Raw genomic sequence first — 14445 nt, 5'->3', positions numbered from 1 at the left:
GCTTGAAATCGTCGGCATCCGCGACACCAAGAAAACCACCTGTACCGGCGTTGAAATGTTCCGCAAGCTGCTGGATCGTGGTGAGGCTGGCGACAACGTTGGCGTTCTGCTGCGCGGGATCGACCGTGAGGGTGTTGAGCGTGGCCAGGTTCTGTGTAAGCCGAAGTCGGTTAACCCGCACACCAAGTTCGAAGCCGAAGCCTATATCCTGACCAAGGATGAGGGTGGCCGTCACACGCCGTTCTTCGCGAACTATCGCCCGCAGTTCTACTTCCGGACCACGGATGTGACCGGCACCGTCGAGCTGCCCGAGGGCACCGAGATGGTCATGCCCGGTGACAACCTGAAGTTCACCGTCGAACTGATCGCCCCGATCGCCATGGAAGACGGCCTCCGCTTCGCCATCCGCGAAGGCGGCCGCACCGTCGGCGCCGGCGTCGTCAGCAAAATCATCGAGTAACAACCTATTAAGGGTTCGAAGAGGAAGGCCGGGTGGTCCGGCCTTCCTCCTATCAACTCCAACGCCGCGAAAGGCTAACCAATGCAAAGCCAAAATATTCGCATTCGGCTGAAGGCATTTGACTACCGCGTACTGGATGCCAGCACGCAGGAAATCGTCAATACCGCCAAACGGACCGGTGCCGAGGTTCGTGGGCCCATCCCGCTGCCGAACAAAATCGAAAAGTTCACAGTTCTGCGGAGCCCCCACGTGAACAAGAAATCGCGCGATCAGTTCGAGATCCGGACGCACAAGCGTCTTCTCGACATCGTGGACCCGACGCCCCAAACGGTAGACGCGCTGATGAAGCTCGATCTCGCCGCCGGCGTTGACGTTCAGATTTCGGTTTAAGGAGGGCATTTGGATGTTGCGCTCTGGTGTAATCGCAAAAAAAGTCGGCATGACCCGCCTTTTCATGGAAGACGGCAAGCAGATTCCTGTGACCGTTCTTCAACTCGATAATCTTCAGGTTGTTGCTCAGCGCACAGCTGAGCTGCACGGCTACTCGGCCGTTCAGCTTGGTGCCGGTACGGCCAAGGTCAAACGCACAAGCCAGGCCATGCGCGGCCACTTTGCGGCGGCCAAGGTTGAACCCAAGCGCAAGGTCGCGGAATTCCGCGTTGCGCCGGAAAACCTGATCAACGTGGGCGAAGAGATCACGGCAGACCATTACTTTGAAGGTCAGTTCGTGGATGTCTCGGGCACCTCGATCGGTAAGGGCTTTCAAGGCGCCATGAAGCGGCACAACTTTGGTGGTCTGCGGGCCACGCACGGTGTGTCGATCAGCCATCGTTCGCACGGCTCAACCGGTCAGTGTCAGGATCCGGGCAAGGTTTTCAAAGGCAAGAAAATGGCCGGTCACATGGGCGCTGCCCGTGTCACCACGCAAAATCTTCAGGTCGTGAAAACCGATGCCGATCGTGGTCTGATCATGATCAAAGGCGCCGTTCCCGGCTCCAAAGGGGGTTGGGTGACGATCAAGGATGCGGTCAAGAAGCCGTTCCCCGAGAACGCGATCCTGCCCGCCGCCCTGCGTTCGGCTGCTGAAGAAGCTGCCAAAGCCGCTGAAGAGGCCGCCGCACAGGCAGCTGCAGAGGCCGAAGCTGCTGCAAAAGCCGCCGCTGAAGAAGCCGCCGTTGCGGAAGAAGCCGCTCTGAAAGAGGCCGAGGCCGAAATTCAGTCTGAGAAGAAGGAAGGCGAGGAATGAAACTCGACGTGATCAAACTGGACGGCGGCAAGGCCGGCTCGGTCGATCTGGGCGAAGACATCTTCGGCCTGGAACCGCGCGCGGATATCCTGCAACGCGTCGTCCGCTGGCAGCGCAACAAGGCGCAGGCCGGTACACACAAGGTGAAAACCCGGTCCGAGGTCAGCTATTCGACCAAGAAGATCTATCGCCAAAAAGGCACCGGTGGCGCACGCCACGGCGCCCGCTCGGCACCGATCTTCCGCAAGGGTGGTATCTACAAGGGCCCGACGCCCCGTAGCCACGCCCATGACCTGCCGAAGAAAGTGCGTCAGCTTGGTCTCAGGCATGCCCTCTCCGCCAAAATGGCGGCAGGCGAGCTTGTGATCATTGATGTCGCGGATTCGACCGGCAAGACCGCCGCTCTGGCCAAACAGGTCCGTGACCTTGGCTGGAAACGCGCGCTGATCATCGACGGGGCCGAAGTGAACGCAGAGTTCGCCAAAGCCGCCCGCAACATCGAAGGTCTCGATGTGCTGCCGTCGATGGGCGCGAACGTCTATGACATCCTCAAGCGTGACACGCTCGTGCTCACCAAAGCGGGTGTCGAAGCACTGGAGGCTCGGTTGAAATGAGCGCGAAGTCAGAACATTACGATGTGATCCGCAAGCCGATCATCACCGAAAAGGCCACCATGGCCTCTGAAAACGGTGCGGTCGTGTTTGAGGTGGCGATTGACGCCAACAAACCCCAGATCAAAGAGGCCGTCGAGGCGCTCTTTGGTGTCAAGGTCAAGGCTGTCAACACCACGATCACCAAAGGCAAGGCCAAACGTTTCCGGGGCCAGCTTGGCCGCCGCAACGACGTCAAGAAAGCCTATGTGACGCTCGTTGAGGGTAACACCATCGACGTGACCACCGGTCTTTGATCGGGTGGTGGGTTAGCACCCACCCTACGAAAAAGAAAACCCCGGTTGCCGAGAGGTAGCCGGGTTTTTTTTGTGCGAAATTTGCACTTGGGCGCCCAGCCCTCTCTTGCGGTATTGGGCAAAAAGGGTGTTACTTGCGTGGTGGAGTGCGGTCACGCCCACGGGTAGGTCGGCTGGTTTTTGTGAATGAGTAACGTTTCAATCGAGATCCGCGCTGATGGCGACCTGAACAACATCCTGGACCCGGATGAGCGGGTGTTGTGGACGGGTAGACCCGAATATGGACGTGGGCTGTGCCAAGCGATCGGGGCCGAACGGATCTATCTGATCTCCATGTTGGTTGGCGTCTTGGTTATGTGGGGGACGGTTCCGTTCATCGGGCCTGCGTCTTCCTCAGTCCGCTTTACGGCCTGCATGGTGTATGGTGCGGTTTCGCTCGCGTTCCTGGCGGCGGCATTTATGATGGCAAGCAACCGGCAATATGTCCTCTGGAATGTGATGTATTTAGTTACGAACAAGCGAGCAATCGTTTGCCGCCGCGGACGAAACTGGCGATTTGCGGTCCGGCTCTATGTTGTGTCCAACGTGCACTCCGCCACTTATCCTTACGAGATTGTACCGACGCGCCCAAATCCATCACTGAAGATAGGCACGTTGTTTGATGAACAGGAGCTTCAGCCGTTCGGACATGGGTTATCGCATCCGGGACAGCCGGTCACTTGGGGAGCGTTGACGATGCCTGTCGCCTTCGAGCAGGTGTCAAACACCCCCGAGTTACTTGAGATGATAAAATCGAATCTGCGCTCCTAGATGCAATTCGGTCCGGCGGCATCCGCCTGCCGGAGGCGCCGGGCGCGGGTTTTCAAGCATCACACGCCTCGACACGGACCTGCCCCGAGCGCGGGACAGAGGCGCGGGACGTCTTGTCGGGCGAACCCGAATTTTTATGCTTAGCCCCGCACCCGTTTCCCACCGTCAGAGCGGCACGTCGTCATAGCTGCGCTTGGTGCTGGTCTTGGTGTCCTTGACCGTGCCTTCGGTGGCCTCGGTCATGATCTCGAACAGGCGCTGCGCCTCGGCGGTGTATTGTTCTACTGTCTTGCGGAAGAACTCTGATTGCAGTTGCACCAGGTCGGTGGGGTTCTGACAGCGCAGCATCGCCTTCTGGGTTTCGAGATCGTTCTGAAGGCGCTCGGATACGAAGCGCGTGCTCTCGGCCATAATGTCGAGCCAGAGCTTGGAGGCCGCAGGGTTCCCCGCGATCATGGCGGCGGAAAATGCAGAAACATCGGGTTTCCCGGCGTCGGGTTTCTTGGCGGATTTCGTCATGGTTGTTCTCCTGTTTCCTGACAGATTGCGATCTGCGTGTCGGGTTGCGTGTCGCCTTGGTGTCGGCCTTCGCAAGGCCCAGTCTAGACCGGATTCGCCGACGGGGAATTGATCTGTGTCGTATGGCGGGAAATTGGGCGATTGCGCTCCGCGTTTTCGCGTTCCACCCCCTTGACCGCAAACGCCGCCTCCCCTATCAGAGCCCATCGGCAAGGCCCCGGATTCGTCCGGGGCTTCGCTATTGTTCGCAAGAGCACTCCAACCGGGGACCTTCGGGGCCCTAAATTCTGGCCACCTTCGGGGGGCTACAACATAGGCGGGCATGACCCGCTGCAAGCAAACGGAAGACAGAAAGCATGGCACTCAAGTCGTATAAGCCGACGACGCCGGGCCAGCGTGGGCTGGTGCTGATCGACCGTTCGGAACTTTGGAAAGGTCGTCCCGTCAAATCTCTCACTGAGGGTTTGTCGAAACATGGCGGTCGGAACAACACCGGACGGATCACGATGCGTCGCAAGGGCGGCGGGGCAAAACGCCTTTACCGGATCGTTGATTTCAAACGGAACAAGTTTGATGTGGCGGCCACCGTCGAGCGGATCGAATATGACCCGAACCGGACCGCGTTCATCGCGCTGATCAAATATGAAGACGGCGAGCAGGCCTATATTCTTGCTCCCCAGCGTCTGGCTGTGGGTGACAAGGTTGTGGCCGGCACCAAGGTCGACATCAAGCCGGGCAACGCAATGCCGTTCTCGGGCATGCCGATCGGGACGATCATCCACAATATCGAGCTCAAGCCCGGTAAAGGTGGTCAGATCGCACGCGCCGCAGGCACCTATGCCCAGTTCGTGGGTCGTGATGGTGGTTACGCTCAGATCCGTCTGAGCTCGGGCGAACTTCGCCTGGTGCGTCAGGAATGCCTCGCCACCGTTGGTGCGGTCAGCAACCCCGACAACTCCAACCAGAACTACGGTAAAGCGGGCCGCATGCGCCACAAGGGCATCCGCCCGTCAGTGCGTGGTGTGGTCATGAACCCGATCGACCACCCGCATGGTGGTGGTGAAGGCCGTACGTCGGGTGGTCGTCACCCCGTCACGCCCTGGGGTAAACCGACCAAGGGTGCTCGGACCCGGAACAAGAACAAAGCGTCGCAAAAGCTTATTATCCGCTCGCGTCACGCCAAGAAGAAGGGACGTTAATCTATGTCTCGCTCTGTATGGAAAGGCCCCTTTGTCGATGCCTATGTGCTTAAGAAAGCCGAAGCATCGCGCGAATCCGGGCGCAATGAAGTTATCAAGATCTGGTCGCGCCGCTCGACGATCCTGCCCCAGTTTGTGGGTCTGACGTTTGGTGTCTACAACGGCCGCAAGCATATCCCAGTCAACGTCAGCGAAGACATGATCGGTCAAAAGTTTGGCGAATATAGCCCGACCCGTACCTATTATGGTCATGCCGCCGACAAAAAAGCGAAGCGGAAGTAAGTCATGGGCAAGGAAAAGAACCCCCGCCGCGTGGCCGACAACGAAGCAATGGCAAAACTGCGCATGCTTCGCACCAGCCCGCAAAAACTCAACCTGGTTGCCGCGATGATCCGCGGTAAAAAGGTCGACAAAGCGCTGAACGACCTGACCTTCAGCAACAAGCGTATCGCCGCAGACGTCAAGAAATGCCTGCAATCCGCGATCGCCAATGCCGAAAACAACCACAATCTCGATGTGGACGGTCTTGTCGTGGCCGAAGCTTATGTCGGTAAGAACCTTGTGATGAAACGCGGTCGCCCGCGGGCCCGCGGCCGGTTTGGCGCTCTGCGCAAGCCGTTCTCGGAGCTGACGATCAAGGTGCGTGAAATTGAGGAGCAAGCCTAATGGGTAACAAAGTCAATCCGATTGGCATGCGCCTTCAGGTCAACCGCACCTGGGACAGCCGCTGGTATGCCGACACCAAGGATTACGGTGATCTTCTTCTCGAAGATGTCGCAATGCGCAAATTCATCGGTAAAGAGTGCAAGCAGGCCGGTATCAGCCGTGTGATCATCGAGCGTCCGCACAAGAAGTGCCGCGTCACGATCCACACCGCGCGTCCTGGCGTGATCATCGGCAAAAAAGGCGCCGATATCGAAGGTCTGCGCAAAAAGCTGGCGGCGATGACCGACAGCGAGCTGCACCTGAACATCGTCGAGGTCCGCAAGCCGGAGCTTGACGCGGCTCTGGTCGGCGAAAGCATCGCGCAGCAGCTTGAGCGTCGTGTGTCCTTCCGTCGCGCCATGAAGCGCGCCGTGCAGAACGCAATGCGCATGGGTGCCTTAGGTATCCGGGTCAACGTCGCGGGCCGCCTTGGTGGCGCCGAGATCGCCCGTACCGAGTGGTATCGCGAAGGCCGTGTGCCGCTGCACACCCTGCGTGCCGACATCGATTATGCCCCTTATGAGGCGCTGACGCCTTATGGCATCATCGGTATCAAGGTCTGGATCTTCAAGGGTGAGATCATGGAACATGATCCCGCGGCACGTGACCGTAAAGCCCAGGAACTCCAGGATGGTCCCGCGCCCCGTGGCGCCGGCGGCCGCCGTTAAGGAGGAATGACAGATGCTACAACCAAAGCGCAGCAAATTCCGTAAGATGCACAAAGGCCGGATCAAGGGGGACGCCAAAGGCGGCTCCGATCTGAACTTCGGCACCTACGGCCTTAAAGCGACCCAGCCCGAGCGTGTGACTGCACGTCAGATCGAGGCTGCTCGTCGTGCCATGACACGTCACATGAAACGTCAGGGCCGGGTCTGGATCCGGATTTTCCCGGACCTTCCGGTGACCAGCAAACCCACCGAAGTTCGGATGGGTAAAGGTAAAGGCTCGGTCGATTTCTGGGCCGCCAAGGTCAAGCCGGGCCGGATCATGTTTGAGATCGACGGCGTGTCCGAAGCCATCGCATTCGAGGCCCTGCGCCTTGCCGCGATGAAATTGCCGATCAAGACCCGTGTCGTGGTTCGCGAAGACTGGTAAGCGCGTGGGTTTCACCCACCCTACGTGAAACTGAGAGGCCCCTGTCAGGCGATTGGCGGGGGCTTTTTCTTGTGAGCGGGCCAAGCCCTCTCGCCACGCGGGGGGCGTTGGTTTAAGACGGGGGGCATGACACAGATCTCCTCACTTTTCGTGACCCGCCTCTATCATGCCGCCCTGTCCGAGCAGGGCAAACCCATTGATGCCGCCGAGCTTGAGGCGTCGTGCTATTCCATCGCCGAGGATGACGAGGCCGGGCAGGAGTGGTGCGAGGAAAACGGCTATCCCGGCTATACGTCCTATGCCTCGCTCACCGATCTTGGCTGGCGGTTTCCGATCTTCAAGGATCTGGTCAAGGTTCTTAACAAGCACGTCAAAGCCTTTGCCGAGGACCTGGAATTTGATCTCGACGACAAGAAGCTCAAGCTGGAAGACATCTGGATCAACATCCTGCCCGAGGGCGGCACCCATAGTAGCCACATCCACCCCCACTCAGTCATCAGCGGCACCACCTATGTGGCCATGCCCGACGGGGCAAGCGCGCTGAAACTGGAAGACCCGAGATCGGCGATGATGATGGCCGCACCGGCGCGCCGCAAGGATGCTCGGGACGAGTTGAAAACCTTCATCTATGCCACGCCCGCCGTGGGCGACGTGCTACTCTGGGAGTCTTGGCTCCGCCATGAGGTGCCGATGAACATGAGTGAAGAAGACCGGATCAGCGTGAGTTTCAATTATAGTTGGGGGTGAGTACTTTTTGATGATAATGTATTAAAGTTTATGGGCTTGTTTAGTTCACGTCTTGCCAAAGCGAGCAGCGATTTCCATATTAGGTGTATGGACCTGGAGGTTGAAATGGCCACACATGTGACGAAAACCACCGTCAAGGGTGGGTACATTGCGCGAAGCGAAAAGACCGGCCACTTTGTCGAGGTCCGCACATCCTCAGGTGCCAAGAAAGCTACGGTCAAAACGATGGTGACTGTGAAGGGGGCTTCGGAAAAACGCAAATCAGCGTTGAAGCGTTTGGCCGATCGGTAGGCAGCATTACAGGGTAACGCTGGCAGACGCGATTACCGCACATGATGAGGCACTGACCTATGGCGGTCGTGCTGGTGTGAGTGACCTTGGTTTGATCGAATCCGCTTTGGGCCGACCCTATTCGGGATATCACCGGCCAATCTACCGAAAATCTGCGGCCTTGCTGCAAAGCATGGTTGGAAATCATGGGTTTATTGATGGCAATAAGCGAACGGCTTGGCTGACGGTCGAAATCCTCATCGAGCGAAGCGGATATACGCTGGCAATCGACGACGATGAGCCGATTGACGATCTTGTCGTAAGTGTCGCAGATCACAGCCTGAATTTTGAAGATTTGTGCGTTTGGTTCAGGGAGCGATTGGTGAGGGCTTGATGTCATGCTCTTTAGGCGATTTCGATTTTTGGAATGGTTTAAGTGCGTAGCCCCACCCAACTTGGCTAAATTCAACTTACCCCTTGCCCTATTCCGCCACCTCCCCTATAGACCCCAAATCCACGATGACCCGGACGACCGGGGATTCGTGTGTTTGCAATTCATCCACCAGGTTTCAGGTGACCCTGTAAGAACCGACAGGGGCCAACTGGTGTTTTGAGAAAGGAAAAGAGCATGAACGCTCAAGAGCTACGTGACAAGACACCCGATCAGCTCCGTGAGGAGCTGACCAGCCTGAAGAAAGCGCAATTCAACCTGCGTTTCCAGGCCGCGACCGGCCAGTTGGAAAACCCCGCACAGATGCGCATTGCCCGTCGCAACGCCGCGCGTGTGTTGACCATCCTGAACGAAAAAGCCGCTAACGCGGCCACAGAATAATAGGGAGCCTCTCAGATGCCCAAACGTATCCTGACTGGCACCGTGACCAGCGACGCCAATGAGCAAACCGTTACCGTGTCGGTTGAACGCCGTTTCAAGCACCCGGTTTTGGCCAAAACGATCCGTAAGTCCAAGAAATACCGGGCTCACGACGAAAAGAACGCTTTCAAGGTCGGCGATTCCGTCCGCATCATCGAATGCGCGCCGCGCTCGAAAACGAAACGTTGGGAGGTGCTTGAGGCGTAAGCCTCTCGCGCCTTTTCGGCATAATCGAAACCCTGGGGATTAGGCACTGCATCGCCCCCCATAGGTCGGGAGAAACCAAATGATCCAGATGCAAACCAACCTGGATGTTGCTGACAACTCCGGCGCTCGCCGAGTTCAGTGCATCAAGGTTCTGGGTGGTTCCAAGCGTAAATACGCTAGCGTAGGCGACATCATTGTCGTCTCCGTCAAGGAAGCCATCCCTCGTGGTCGCGTTAAGAAAGGGGACGTCCGCAAGGCCGTCGTCGTACGCACCGCCAAGGAAGTTCGTCGTGAAGACGGGACCGCCATCAAGTTCGACCGCAACGCCGCCGTGATCCTGAACAACGCAGGTGAGCCGGTCGGTACCCGTATCTTCGGGCCGGTTGTTCGCGAGCTGCGCTCCAAGAACTTCATGAAAATCATCTCGCTCGCCCCGGAGGTGCTGTAAGATGGCTGCTAAACTGAAAAAAGGCGACACCGTTGTCGTTCTGGCTGGCAAAGACAAAGGCCAGAAGGGCACGATCACCACTGTTGACCCCAAGGCCGGCAAAGCCGTCGTTGAGGGCGTGAACATGGCGATCCGCCACACCCGTCAAAGCCAGACCAGCCAAGGCGGTCGCGTCCCCAAAGCGATGCCGATCGATCTGAGCAATCTGTCTCTTCTTGACAAAAACGGCAAACCCACCCGCGTTGGCTTCAAGATCGAAGGCGACAAGAAAGTGCGTTTTGCCAAGACCACGGGGGACGTGATCGATGCTTGATACAGCAGCTTATACCCCGCGCCTCAAAACCGTTTTCCGCGACACCATCAAGCCTGCTCTGAAAGAAGAGTTCGGCTATAAGAACGACATGCAGATCCCGCGTCTGGATAAAATCGTTCTGAACATTGGGTGTGGTGCCGAAGCGGTGCGCGATTCCAAGAAAGCCAAGTCGGCCCAGGAAGACCTTTCCACCATCGCAGGTCAGCACGCGGTTATTACCAAGGCGCGCAATTCGATCGCGGGCTTCCGTGTTCGTGAGGACATGCCGCTTGGGGCCAAGGTAACCCTGCGCGGCGACCGGATGTTTGAATTCCTCGACCGTCTGATCACCATCGCAATGCCCCGTATCCGCGACTTTCGCGGCGTGCCGGGCAAGTCGTTCGATGGCAATGGCAACTATGCCATGGGTCTCAAGGAACACATCGTCTTCCCCGAAATCAACTTCGACAAGGTCGACGAAGTTTGGGGCATGGATATCGTTATCGCAACCACGGCGAAGACCGACGCTGAAGCCAAGGCCCTGTTGAAGCACTTCAACATGCCTTTCAACAGCTAAGCCGCGGGAGGATAGATTTATGGCTAAAAAAGCAATGATCGAGCGCGAAAAGAAACGCCAGGCTCTGGTGGATCGTTTTGCCAAGAAACGCGCCGCGCTCAAAGAGATCATCAACGATGAAAGCAAGCCGATGGAAGAGCGTTTTCGCGCCTCTCTGAAGCTGGCGAAACTGCCGCGCAACAGCTCGGCCACCCGGCTGCACAATCGGTGCCAGCTGACCGGTCGTCCGCATGCGTATTATCGCAAACTCAAAGTATCGCGGATCATGCTGCGCGAGCTCGGCTCAAGTGGTCAGGCTCCCGGTGTCGTGAAATCCAGCTGGTAAGGGAGAATTAGCATGAATGATCCTATCGGCGATATGCTCACCCGTATCCGCAACTCGCAGATGCGCGGCAAATCCACGGTTTCGGTTCCGGCCTCGAAAATGCGCGTGCGCGTGCTCGATGTTCTGCAATCCGAAGGCTACATCCGCGGTTATGAGATGAGCACTGGCAAGGATGGCCACCCGGCAATCGAAGTCAGCCTGAAATATTTCGAAGGCACCCCTGTCATTCGCGAAATGAAACGGGTTTCCAAACCCGGTCGTCGCGTCTATCTGGGCGTCGATGACATTCCGCAGGTCCGTCAGGGCCTCGGTGTGTCGATTGTCTCCACCTCCAAGGGTGTGATGTCGGATGCATCTGCACGCGCAGCCAACGTTGGCGGCGAAGTGCTCTGCACTGTATTCTAGGGAGAGCCGGAAATGTCTCGTATCGGCAAACAGCCCGTTTCGCTGCCGGATGGTGTCACTGCGACGCTCTCTGGTCAGACGATCGAAGTCAAAGGCCCCAAGGCCACCAAAAGCTTTACCGCGACTGACGATGTTACAATCGTTATCGAAGACGGTCAGGTTTCGGTGACGCCCCGTGGTAAATCCAAGCGCGCGCGCCAGCAATGGGGCATGACCCGCACGGTCATCTCCAACCTGGTGCACGGCAGCAAGGAAAACTTCAAGAAAGAGCTTGAAATCCGCGGCGTGGGCTATCGTGCCCAGCTTCAGGGCAACGTGCTCAAACTGAACCTCGGCCTCAGCCATGATGTCGATTTCCACATTCCGGAAGGTGTAACTGTTACCGTTCCCAAGCCCACTGAAATGGTGGTTGAAGGCACGGATAAGCAGCTCGTCGGTCAGGTCGCGGCAAATATCCGCGATTGGCGTCGTCCCGAGCCCTATAAAGGTAAAGGCATTCGCTACAAGGACGAGTATATCTTCCAGAAGGAAGGCAAGAAGAAGTAAGGACGCGACAGATGGCAAACAGCAAGAGAAAACTGTTCGAAAAACGCCGCATGCGCGTTCGGAACAAACTTCGCAAGGTCAACGCAGGGCGTCCGCGTCTTTCCGTTCACCGCTCCAACAAGAACATCAGCGTGCAGCTGATCGACGACGTCAACGGTGTGACACTCGCCGCCGCCTCGACCCTCGAAAAGGATCTTGGTCTGGCCGGGAAGAACAACGTCGAAGCCGCAGCCACAGTTGGCACGGCAATCGCCGAGCGGGCCAAGAAGGCCGGTATCACCGAGGCGTATTTCGATCGTGGCGGCTTTCTGTTTCATGGCAAGGTCAAGGCAGTTGCCGACGCCGCGCGTGAAGCCGGGCTGAAAATCTAAAACAGCGCAGGCGGCCCGGCAACGGGCCGCCTCGATGATCCGGGGGCGACAATTGCCCACTTGGATTGAGACAAATGGTGCCGATGGCGCCGCATTGAAAGGACGCCTAATGGCAAGAGATGAAAAACGCCGTGGTGGTCGTGACCGCGACGAAACCCCCGAATTCGCCGATCGTCTGGTTGCGATCAACCGGGTCAGCAAAACCGTCAAGGGCGGGAAACGCTTTGGCTTTGCGGCGCTTGTCGTCGTAGGCGATCAAAAAGGCCGCGTTGGCTTTGGCAAAGGTAAGGCGAAAGAGGTCCCCGAGGCCATTCGCAAGGCGACCGAAGCCGCCAAGCGCGCCATGATTCGCGTGCCGCTGCGCGAGGGTCGGACCCTGCACCACGACATGGAAGGGCGCCATGGCGCCGGCAAGGTCGTGATGCGCACAGCACCGCAAGGGACCGGTATCATTGCCGGTGGTCCGATGCGTGCCGTATTCGAGATGCTGGGTGTTCAGGACGTTGTTGCCAAATCCAACGGCAGCCAGAACCCCTATAACATGATCCGCGCCACGCTGAACGGGCTTCAAAAAGAAAGCTCGCCCCGCATGGTCGCCCAACGCCGAGGCAAAAAGGTCGCTGACATCCTGAAAAAGGGTGACGAAGCGCCGGCTGCCGAAGCCGCGGAAGCGTAAGGAGTTCTGATCAATGGCAAAAACCATCGTTATCAAACAGATCGGGTCTCCGATCCGTCGCCCCGAAAAACAGCGCCAGACGCTGATCGGGCTGGGTCTTAACAAGATGCACAAGACCCGCGAGCTTGAAGACACACCGGCTGTGCGCGGCATGATCAACAAGATCTCGCATATGGTCGAGATTGTTGAAGAAAAAGGCTGACGCCGGGCGTGGGTTTTACCCACCCTACGTGAGTTTGAGAGCGCCCTCGGTCTTGCCGGGGGCGCTTTCGCATTTGGCCCCCTCATGCTTTAGTCGTGGATGGCAATATGTGATCCGGGGGCGCGGCCCTGCATGCTAGGATCATGCAGGGCGGGCTACTCTACGCGGGCGATTGTCGGCAGAGGTCCGGCCAGTTCTGACAGCGTTAGAGGAGGGTCTTATGTCAAGCCAATGTAGTGGTGGATGTGACCACATTCACACCAAGGCGGCGCATGCGCCGATTGATAATCACACCTGTCATTGTTCGGTCTGCAAGGCCGTGACAGGTCAGGACACCACCCATGTGGTGTTCTTCAGGCATGGCGATCTTGAGGTCGATAATGAGGCCGGTCTGAAACGCCAGCCGTTCAATGCCAAAAATCCCGATGGCCCACTGGAGCTTTGCACCTGCGGGGAATGCGGCGCGCCGATCATGCTGGATGACAGGCAAAGCCGCATCCGGGTGATCGTGCCAAACCTGATGGGCTATGGCGACCAGATCGAGCCGGCACCCTATCACGCCTTTTACGATCCGGCGAGCGGTGAGGCCAAACCATCCGATGGCCGCCCGGTCTATGAGGCTCTGCGCCCGGATTTCGTCTGGCCCGAGCCGTCGTAAGGCGTGGTGCGGCGCGTGGGTTGCACCCACCCTACGTGCAAAGTTTAGCCTTTGGGTCTGGCTGGGGTCAAAGCCGTGCCCCAGCCGATCAGCGGACAGCCAAGCGTTTCGCGCAAAGCGGCTGCAAGCTCGTCCACTGTTTCGGTCGAGACATACATGCCGCCGGTGGAATCGGCGAGGCATTTGGCGACAGTGTTGCCTTGGGTATAGCTGCCCGCCTCGGGGCTGTCCCAGCTGAAGAAATCGACCACCACGCGAAACCCGATCACATGCACGGTCAGGTCGCGCGCCTCTGCCGCCAATGCGCGGCCAAGCGCGCAGGGCCGCCCGCCGCAGGTTTCATTGCCATCGGTGACAAGCACCACAAGCCCCGGATGCTCGCGGTACTCAAGCACCTCTGCCGCCGCCCGGACCGAGGCCGCAAGCGGGGTAAGCCCGCCGGGGCGCAGCGCCTCTACCTCGGCCACGAGGGCGGCGGCGGCATCGGGCATTGGCGCAAAGCGCAGTTCGATATTGTCACAGGCATTGCCCGGCCCCGGCCCATAGGCGATCAGGCCAATGCGCCGATAGGGCGCGATCTGGGGCATGGCGCGGCGCATGGCATCGCGAGCCTCGGTGATGCGCGTTGCCGCCTGGGTGTCAAAGCCGATTTCGGACATCGAGGCAGAGCCGTCAAACACCAGCATCGCATCGGTGGCGCAGCCGGTCGCGGCATAGGGCACCGGAGCCATCGGCAAAAGGCCAAGGCAAGCGGCCCAAAAGGGCAGGGGGATCAGACGCGCAAACATGTCCGCAGTCTGACACCAGCAGGCGTTTGCGATCAATGCCCGTGTTGCGGCGGCGGTCGCGGCCAGTCACTCGATGCTTGATACCGGGCGCAATCCCGTCTATACGCCCGCGGGTGGCCCT

The 14445-nt window shown here is 58.4% G+C and carries 27 protein-coding genes; 24 read left to right on the top strand and 3 right to left on the bottom strand.

Annotation, left to right across the window (positions count from 1 at the left end; translation table 11 throughout):
* From BMZ91_RS14680 to BMZ91_RS14655, 6 genes are all read left to right on the top strand, one after another.
* A partial coding sequence (locus BMZ91_RS14680) for an EF-Tu C-terminal domain-related protein (protein ID WP_245736400.1) occupies positions 1 to 460 on the top strand: 460 nt, incomplete at its 5' end.
* Between the two features lie 81 nt (positions 461 to 541).
* The gene (gene rpsJ / locus BMZ91_RS14675) at positions 542 to 850 is read left to right on the top strand and encodes a 30S ribosomal protein S10 (RefSeq protein WP_073199620.1); all 309 of its coding nucleotides are present in this window, start codon (positions 542 to 544) and stop codon (positions 848 to 850) included.
* Between the two features lie 13 nt (positions 851 to 863).
* Positions 864 to 1706: a 50S ribosomal protein L3 gene (gene rplC, locus BMZ91_RS14670; RefSeq protein WP_092840513.1), complete on the top strand. Its 843-nt coding sequence runs from the start codon at positions 864 to 866 to the stop codon at positions 1704 to 1706.
* A complete protein-coding gene (rplD, locus tag BMZ91_RS14665) occupies positions 1703 to 2320 on the top strand; it encodes a 50S ribosomal protein L4 (protein ID WP_092840510.1) in 618 nt (205 codons plus the stop codon). Before rplC ends, rplD begins: the two co-directional genes overlap by 4 nt.
* Positions 2317 to 2613 (top strand): 50S ribosomal protein L23, encoded by a 297-nt coding sequence (locus BMZ91_RS14660; RefSeq protein ID WP_092840508.1) that lies wholly within the window; start codon positions 2317 to 2319, stop codon positions 2611 to 2613. Before rplD ends, BMZ91_RS14660 begins: the two co-directional genes overlap by 4 nt.
* A 186-nt stretch (positions 2614 to 2799) precedes the next feature.
* Complete coding sequence (locus BMZ91_RS14655) at positions 2800 to 3423, top strand: hypothetical protein (RefSeq protein ID WP_092840504.1); 624 nt, start codon at positions 2800 to 2802, stop codon at positions 3421 to 3423.
* Positions 3424 to 3588: 165 nt separating this feature from the next.
* Here BMZ91_RS14655 and BMZ91_RS21495 read toward each other — a convergent pair whose 3' ends face one another.
* Positions 3589 to 3942: a phasin family protein gene (locus tag BMZ91_RS21495; protein WP_177193878.1), complete on the bottom strand. Its 354-nt coding sequence runs from the start codon at positions 3940 to 3942 to the stop codon at positions 3589 to 3591.
* Between the two features lie 356 nt (positions 3943 to 4298).
* Between BMZ91_RS21495 and rplB the strand changes: the two genes are divergently transcribed.
* The 6 genes from rplB to BMZ91_RS14620 all read left to right on the top strand — a co-directional run bounded on the left by rplB (position 4299) and on the right by BMZ91_RS14620 (position 7688).
* The gene (gene rplB, locus BMZ91_RS14645) at positions 4299 to 5141 is read left to right on the top strand and encodes a 50S ribosomal protein L2 (RefSeq protein ID WP_092840497.1); all 843 of its coding nucleotides are present in this window, start codon (positions 4299 to 4301) and stop codon (positions 5139 to 5141) included.
* Positions 5142 to 5144: 3 nt separating this feature from the next.
* Positions 5145 to 5423, top strand: a complete 279-nt coding sequence (gene rpsS, locus BMZ91_RS14640) for a 30S ribosomal protein S19 (RefSeq protein ID WP_092840494.1) — start codon at positions 5145 to 5147, stop codon at positions 5421 to 5423.
* 3 nt (positions 5424 to 5426) lie between these two features.
* Positions 5427 to 5807 carry a 50S ribosomal protein L22 gene (rplV, locus tag BMZ91_RS14635; RefSeq protein WP_073199634.1) on the top strand — a complete coding sequence of 127 codons (381 nt, stop codon included), beginning with the start codon at positions 5427 to 5429 and terminating at the stop codon, positions 5805 to 5807.
* Complete coding sequence (gene rpsC / locus BMZ91_RS14630; protein ID WP_092840491.1) at positions 5807 to 6514, top strand: 30S ribosomal protein S3; 708 nt, start codon at positions 5807 to 5809, stop codon at positions 6512 to 6514. Before rplV ends, rpsC begins: the two co-directional genes overlap by 1 nt.
* A gap of 13 nt (positions 6515 to 6527) precedes the next feature.
* Positions 6528 to 6941, top strand: coding sequence for a 50S ribosomal protein L16 (gene rplP / locus BMZ91_RS14625; RefSeq protein WP_092840488.1), 414 nt, complete (start codon positions 6528 to 6530; stop codon positions 6939 to 6941).
* 126 nt (positions 6942 to 7067) lie between these two features.
* Entirely contained in the window at positions 7068 to 7688 is a 621-nt protein-coding gene (locus BMZ91_RS14620) for a 2OG-Fe(II) oxygenase family protein (protein WP_092840485.1), read from the top strand.
* A gap of 217 nt (positions 7689 to 7905) precedes the next feature.
* Here the strand turns inward: BMZ91_RS14620 and BMZ91_RS21815 are convergent, their stop codons facing one another.
* Positions 7906 to 8358 (bottom strand): hypothetical protein, encoded by a 453-nt coding sequence (locus BMZ91_RS21815; RefSeq protein ID WP_245736399.1) that lies wholly within the window; start codon positions 8356 to 8358, stop codon positions 7906 to 7908.
* 228 nt (positions 8359 to 8586) lie between these two features.
* Here BMZ91_RS21815 and rpmC point away from each other — a divergent pair, with 228 nt between their 5' ends.
* The 12 genes from rpmC to BMZ91_RS14550 all read left to right on the top strand — a co-directional run bounded on the left by rpmC (position 8587) and on the right by BMZ91_RS14550 (position 13536).
* The gene (rpmC, locus tag BMZ91_RS14605) at positions 8587 to 8790 is read left to right on the top strand and encodes a 50S ribosomal protein L29 (protein WP_092840476.1); all 204 of its coding nucleotides are present in this window, start codon (positions 8587 to 8589) and stop codon (positions 8788 to 8790) included.
* A 15-nt stretch (positions 8791 to 8805) separates the two neighbouring features.
* Entirely contained in the window at positions 8806 to 9036 is a 231-nt protein-coding gene (rpsQ, locus tag BMZ91_RS14600) for a 30S ribosomal protein S17 (protein ID WP_092840474.1), read from the top strand.
* A gap of 79 nt (positions 9037 to 9115) precedes the next feature.
* Positions 9116 to 9484 carry a 50S ribosomal protein L14 gene (gene rplN, locus BMZ91_RS14595; RefSeq protein ID WP_050663329.1) on the top strand — a complete coding sequence of 123 codons (369 nt, stop codon included), beginning with the start codon at positions 9116 to 9118 and terminating at the stop codon, positions 9482 to 9484.
* A gap of 1 nt (position 9485) precedes the next feature.
* Positions 9486 to 9797, top strand: coding sequence for a 50S ribosomal protein L24 (gene rplX / locus BMZ91_RS14590; protein ID WP_092840471.1), 312 nt, complete (start codon positions 9486 to 9488; stop codon positions 9795 to 9797).
* Positions 9790 to 10353, top strand: a complete 564-nt coding sequence (gene rplE, locus BMZ91_RS14585; RefSeq protein WP_085827559.1) for a 50S ribosomal protein L5 — start codon at positions 9790 to 9792, stop codon at positions 10351 to 10353. The genes rplX and rplE overlap by 8 nt, the downstream gene beginning before the upstream one ends.
* A 19-nt stretch (positions 10354 to 10372) precedes the next feature.
* Entirely contained in the window at positions 10373 to 10678 is a 306-nt protein-coding gene (gene rpsN, locus BMZ91_RS14580; protein ID WP_092840468.1) for a 30S ribosomal protein S14, read from the top strand.
* A gap of 12 nt (positions 10679 to 10690) precedes the next feature.
* Positions 10691 to 11083 (top strand): 30S ribosomal protein S8, encoded by a 393-nt coding sequence (gene rpsH, locus BMZ91_RS14575; RefSeq protein ID WP_073199648.1) that lies wholly within the window; start codon positions 10691 to 10693, stop codon positions 11081 to 11083.
* A gap of 12 nt (positions 11084 to 11095) precedes the next feature.
* On the top strand, positions 11096 to 11629 hold the full coding sequence (gene rplF / locus BMZ91_RS14570; protein WP_092840465.1) for a 50S ribosomal protein L6: 534 nt from the start codon (positions 11096 to 11098) through the stop codon (positions 11627 to 11629).
* 11 nt (positions 11630 to 11640) lie between these two features.
* Entirely contained in the window at positions 11641 to 12000 is a 360-nt protein-coding gene (gene rplR / locus BMZ91_RS14565) for a 50S ribosomal protein L18 (protein ID WP_092840462.1), read from the top strand.
* 109 nt (positions 12001 to 12109) lie between these two features.
* On the top strand, positions 12110 to 12676 hold the full coding sequence (rpsE, locus tag BMZ91_RS14560) for a 30S ribosomal protein S5 (protein WP_092840459.1): 567 nt from the start codon (positions 12110 to 12112) through the stop codon (positions 12674 to 12676).
* A gap of 13 nt (positions 12677 to 12689) precedes the next feature.
* Positions 12690 to 12878, top strand: a complete 189-nt coding sequence (gene rpmD, locus BMZ91_RS14555) for a 50S ribosomal protein L30 (protein ID WP_092840456.1) — start codon at positions 12690 to 12692, stop codon at positions 12876 to 12878.
* Positions 12879 to 13098: 220 nt separating this feature from the next.
* Entirely contained in the window at positions 13099 to 13536 is a 438-nt protein-coding gene (locus BMZ91_RS14550) for a GFA family protein (RefSeq protein WP_092840453.1), read from the top strand.
* Positions 13537 to 13580: 44 nt separating this feature from the next.
* Here BMZ91_RS14550 and BMZ91_RS14545 read toward each other — a convergent pair whose 3' ends face one another.
* A complete protein-coding gene (locus BMZ91_RS14545) occupies positions 13581 to 14324 on the bottom strand; it encodes a vWA domain-containing protein (protein WP_245736398.1) in 744 nt (247 codons plus the stop codon).
* Positions 14325 to 14445: the final 121 nt, after the last annotated feature.

It is taken from the genome of Roseovarius lutimaris (assembly GCF_900115165.1).
Taxonomy (GTDB): Bacteria; Pseudomonadota; Alphaproteobacteria; order Rhodobacterales; family Rhodobacteraceae; genus Roseovarius; species Roseovarius lutimaris.
This window is presented reverse-complemented; position numbering and strand designations above follow the sequence as displayed.

Bases quoted from the DNA above. Each gene is read 5' to 3' on its own strand.
- rpsJ (WP_073199620.1), top strand. From the start codon at position 542: ATGCAAAGCCAAAATATTCGCATTCGGCTGAAGGCATTTGACTACCGC.
- rplC (WP_092840513.1), top strand. From the start codon at position 864: ATGTTGCGCTCTGGTGTAATCGCAAAAAAAGTCGGCATGACCCGCCTT.
- rplD (WP_092840510.1), top strand. From the start codon at position 1,703: ATGAAACTCGACGTGATCAAACTGGACGGCGGCAAGGCCGGCTCGGTC.
- BMZ91_RS14660 (WP_092840508.1), top strand. From the start codon at position 2,317: ATGAGCGCGAAGTCAGAACATTACGATGTGATCCGCAAGCCGATCATC.
- BMZ91_RS14655 (WP_092840504.1), top strand. From the start codon at position 2,800: ATGAGTAACGTTTCAATCGAGATCCGCGCTGATGGCGACCTGAACAAC.
- BMZ91_RS21495 (WP_177193878.1), bottom strand. From the start codon at position 3,942: ATGACGAAATCCGCCAAGAAACCCGACGCCGGGAAACCCGATGTTTCT.
- rplB (WP_092840497.1), top strand. From the start codon at position 4,299: ATGGCACTCAAGTCGTATAAGCCGACGACGCCGGGCCAGCGTGGGCTG.
- rpsS (WP_092840494.1), top strand. From the start codon at position 5,145: ATGTCTCGCTCTGTATGGAAAGGCCCCTTTGTCGATGCCTATGTGCTT.
- rplV (WP_073199634.1), top strand. From the start codon at position 5,427: ATGGGCAAGGAAAAGAACCCCCGCCGCGTGGCCGACAACGAAGCAATG.
- rpsC (WP_092840491.1), top strand. From the start codon at position 5,807: ATGGGTAACAAAGTCAATCCGATTGGCATGCGCCTTCAGGTCAACCGC.
- rplP (WP_092840488.1), top strand. From the start codon at position 6,528: ATGCTACAACCAAAGCGCAGCAAATTCCGTAAGATGCACAAAGGCCGG.
- BMZ91_RS14620 (WP_092840485.1), top strand. From the start codon at position 7,068: ATGACACAGATCTCCTCACTTTTCGTGACCCGCCTCTATCATGCCGCC.
- BMZ91_RS21815 (WP_245736399.1), bottom strand. From the start codon at position 8,358: ATGACATCAAGCCCTCACCAATCGCTCCCTGAACCAAACGCACAAATC.
- rpmC (WP_092840476.1), top strand. From the start codon at position 8,587: ATGAACGCTCAAGAGCTACGTGACAAGACACCCGATCAGCTCCGTGAG.
- rpsQ (WP_092840474.1), top strand. From the start codon at position 8,806: ATGCCCAAACGTATCCTGACTGGCACCGTGACCAGCGACGCCAATGAG.
- rplN (WP_050663329.1), top strand. From the start codon at position 9,116: ATGATCCAGATGCAAACCAACCTGGATGTTGCTGACAACTCCGGCGCT.
- rplX (WP_092840471.1), top strand. From the start codon at position 9,486: ATGGCTGCTAAACTGAAAAAAGGCGACACCGTTGTCGTTCTGGCTGGC.
- rplE (WP_085827559.1), top strand. From the start codon at position 9,790: ATGCTTGATACAGCAGCTTATACCCCGCGCCTCAAAACCGTTTTCCGC.
- rpsN (WP_092840468.1), top strand. From the start codon at position 10,373: ATGGCTAAAAAAGCAATGATCGAGCGCGAAAAGAAACGCCAGGCTCTG.
- rpsH (WP_073199648.1), top strand. From the start codon at position 10,691: ATGAATGATCCTATCGGCGATATGCTCACCCGTATCCGCAACTCGCAG.
- rplF (WP_092840465.1), top strand. From the start codon at position 11,096: ATGTCTCGTATCGGCAAACAGCCCGTTTCGCTGCCGGATGGTGTCACT.
- rplR (WP_092840462.1), top strand. From the start codon at position 11,641: ATGGCAAACAGCAAGAGAAAACTGTTCGAAAAACGCCGCATGCGCGTT.
- rpsE (WP_092840459.1), top strand. From the start codon at position 12,110: ATGGCAAGAGATGAAAAACGCCGTGGTGGTCGTGACCGCGACGAAACC.
- rpmD (WP_092840456.1), top strand. From the start codon at position 12,690: ATGGCAAAAACCATCGTTATCAAACAGATCGGGTCTCCGATCCGTCGC.
- BMZ91_RS14550 (WP_092840453.1), top strand. From the start codon at position 13,099: ATGTCAAGCCAATGTAGTGGTGGATGTGACCACATTCACACCAAGGCG.
- BMZ91_RS14545 (WP_245736398.1), bottom strand. From the start codon at position 14,324: ATGTTTGCGCGTCTGATCCCCCTGCCCTTTTGGGCCGCTTGCCTTGGC.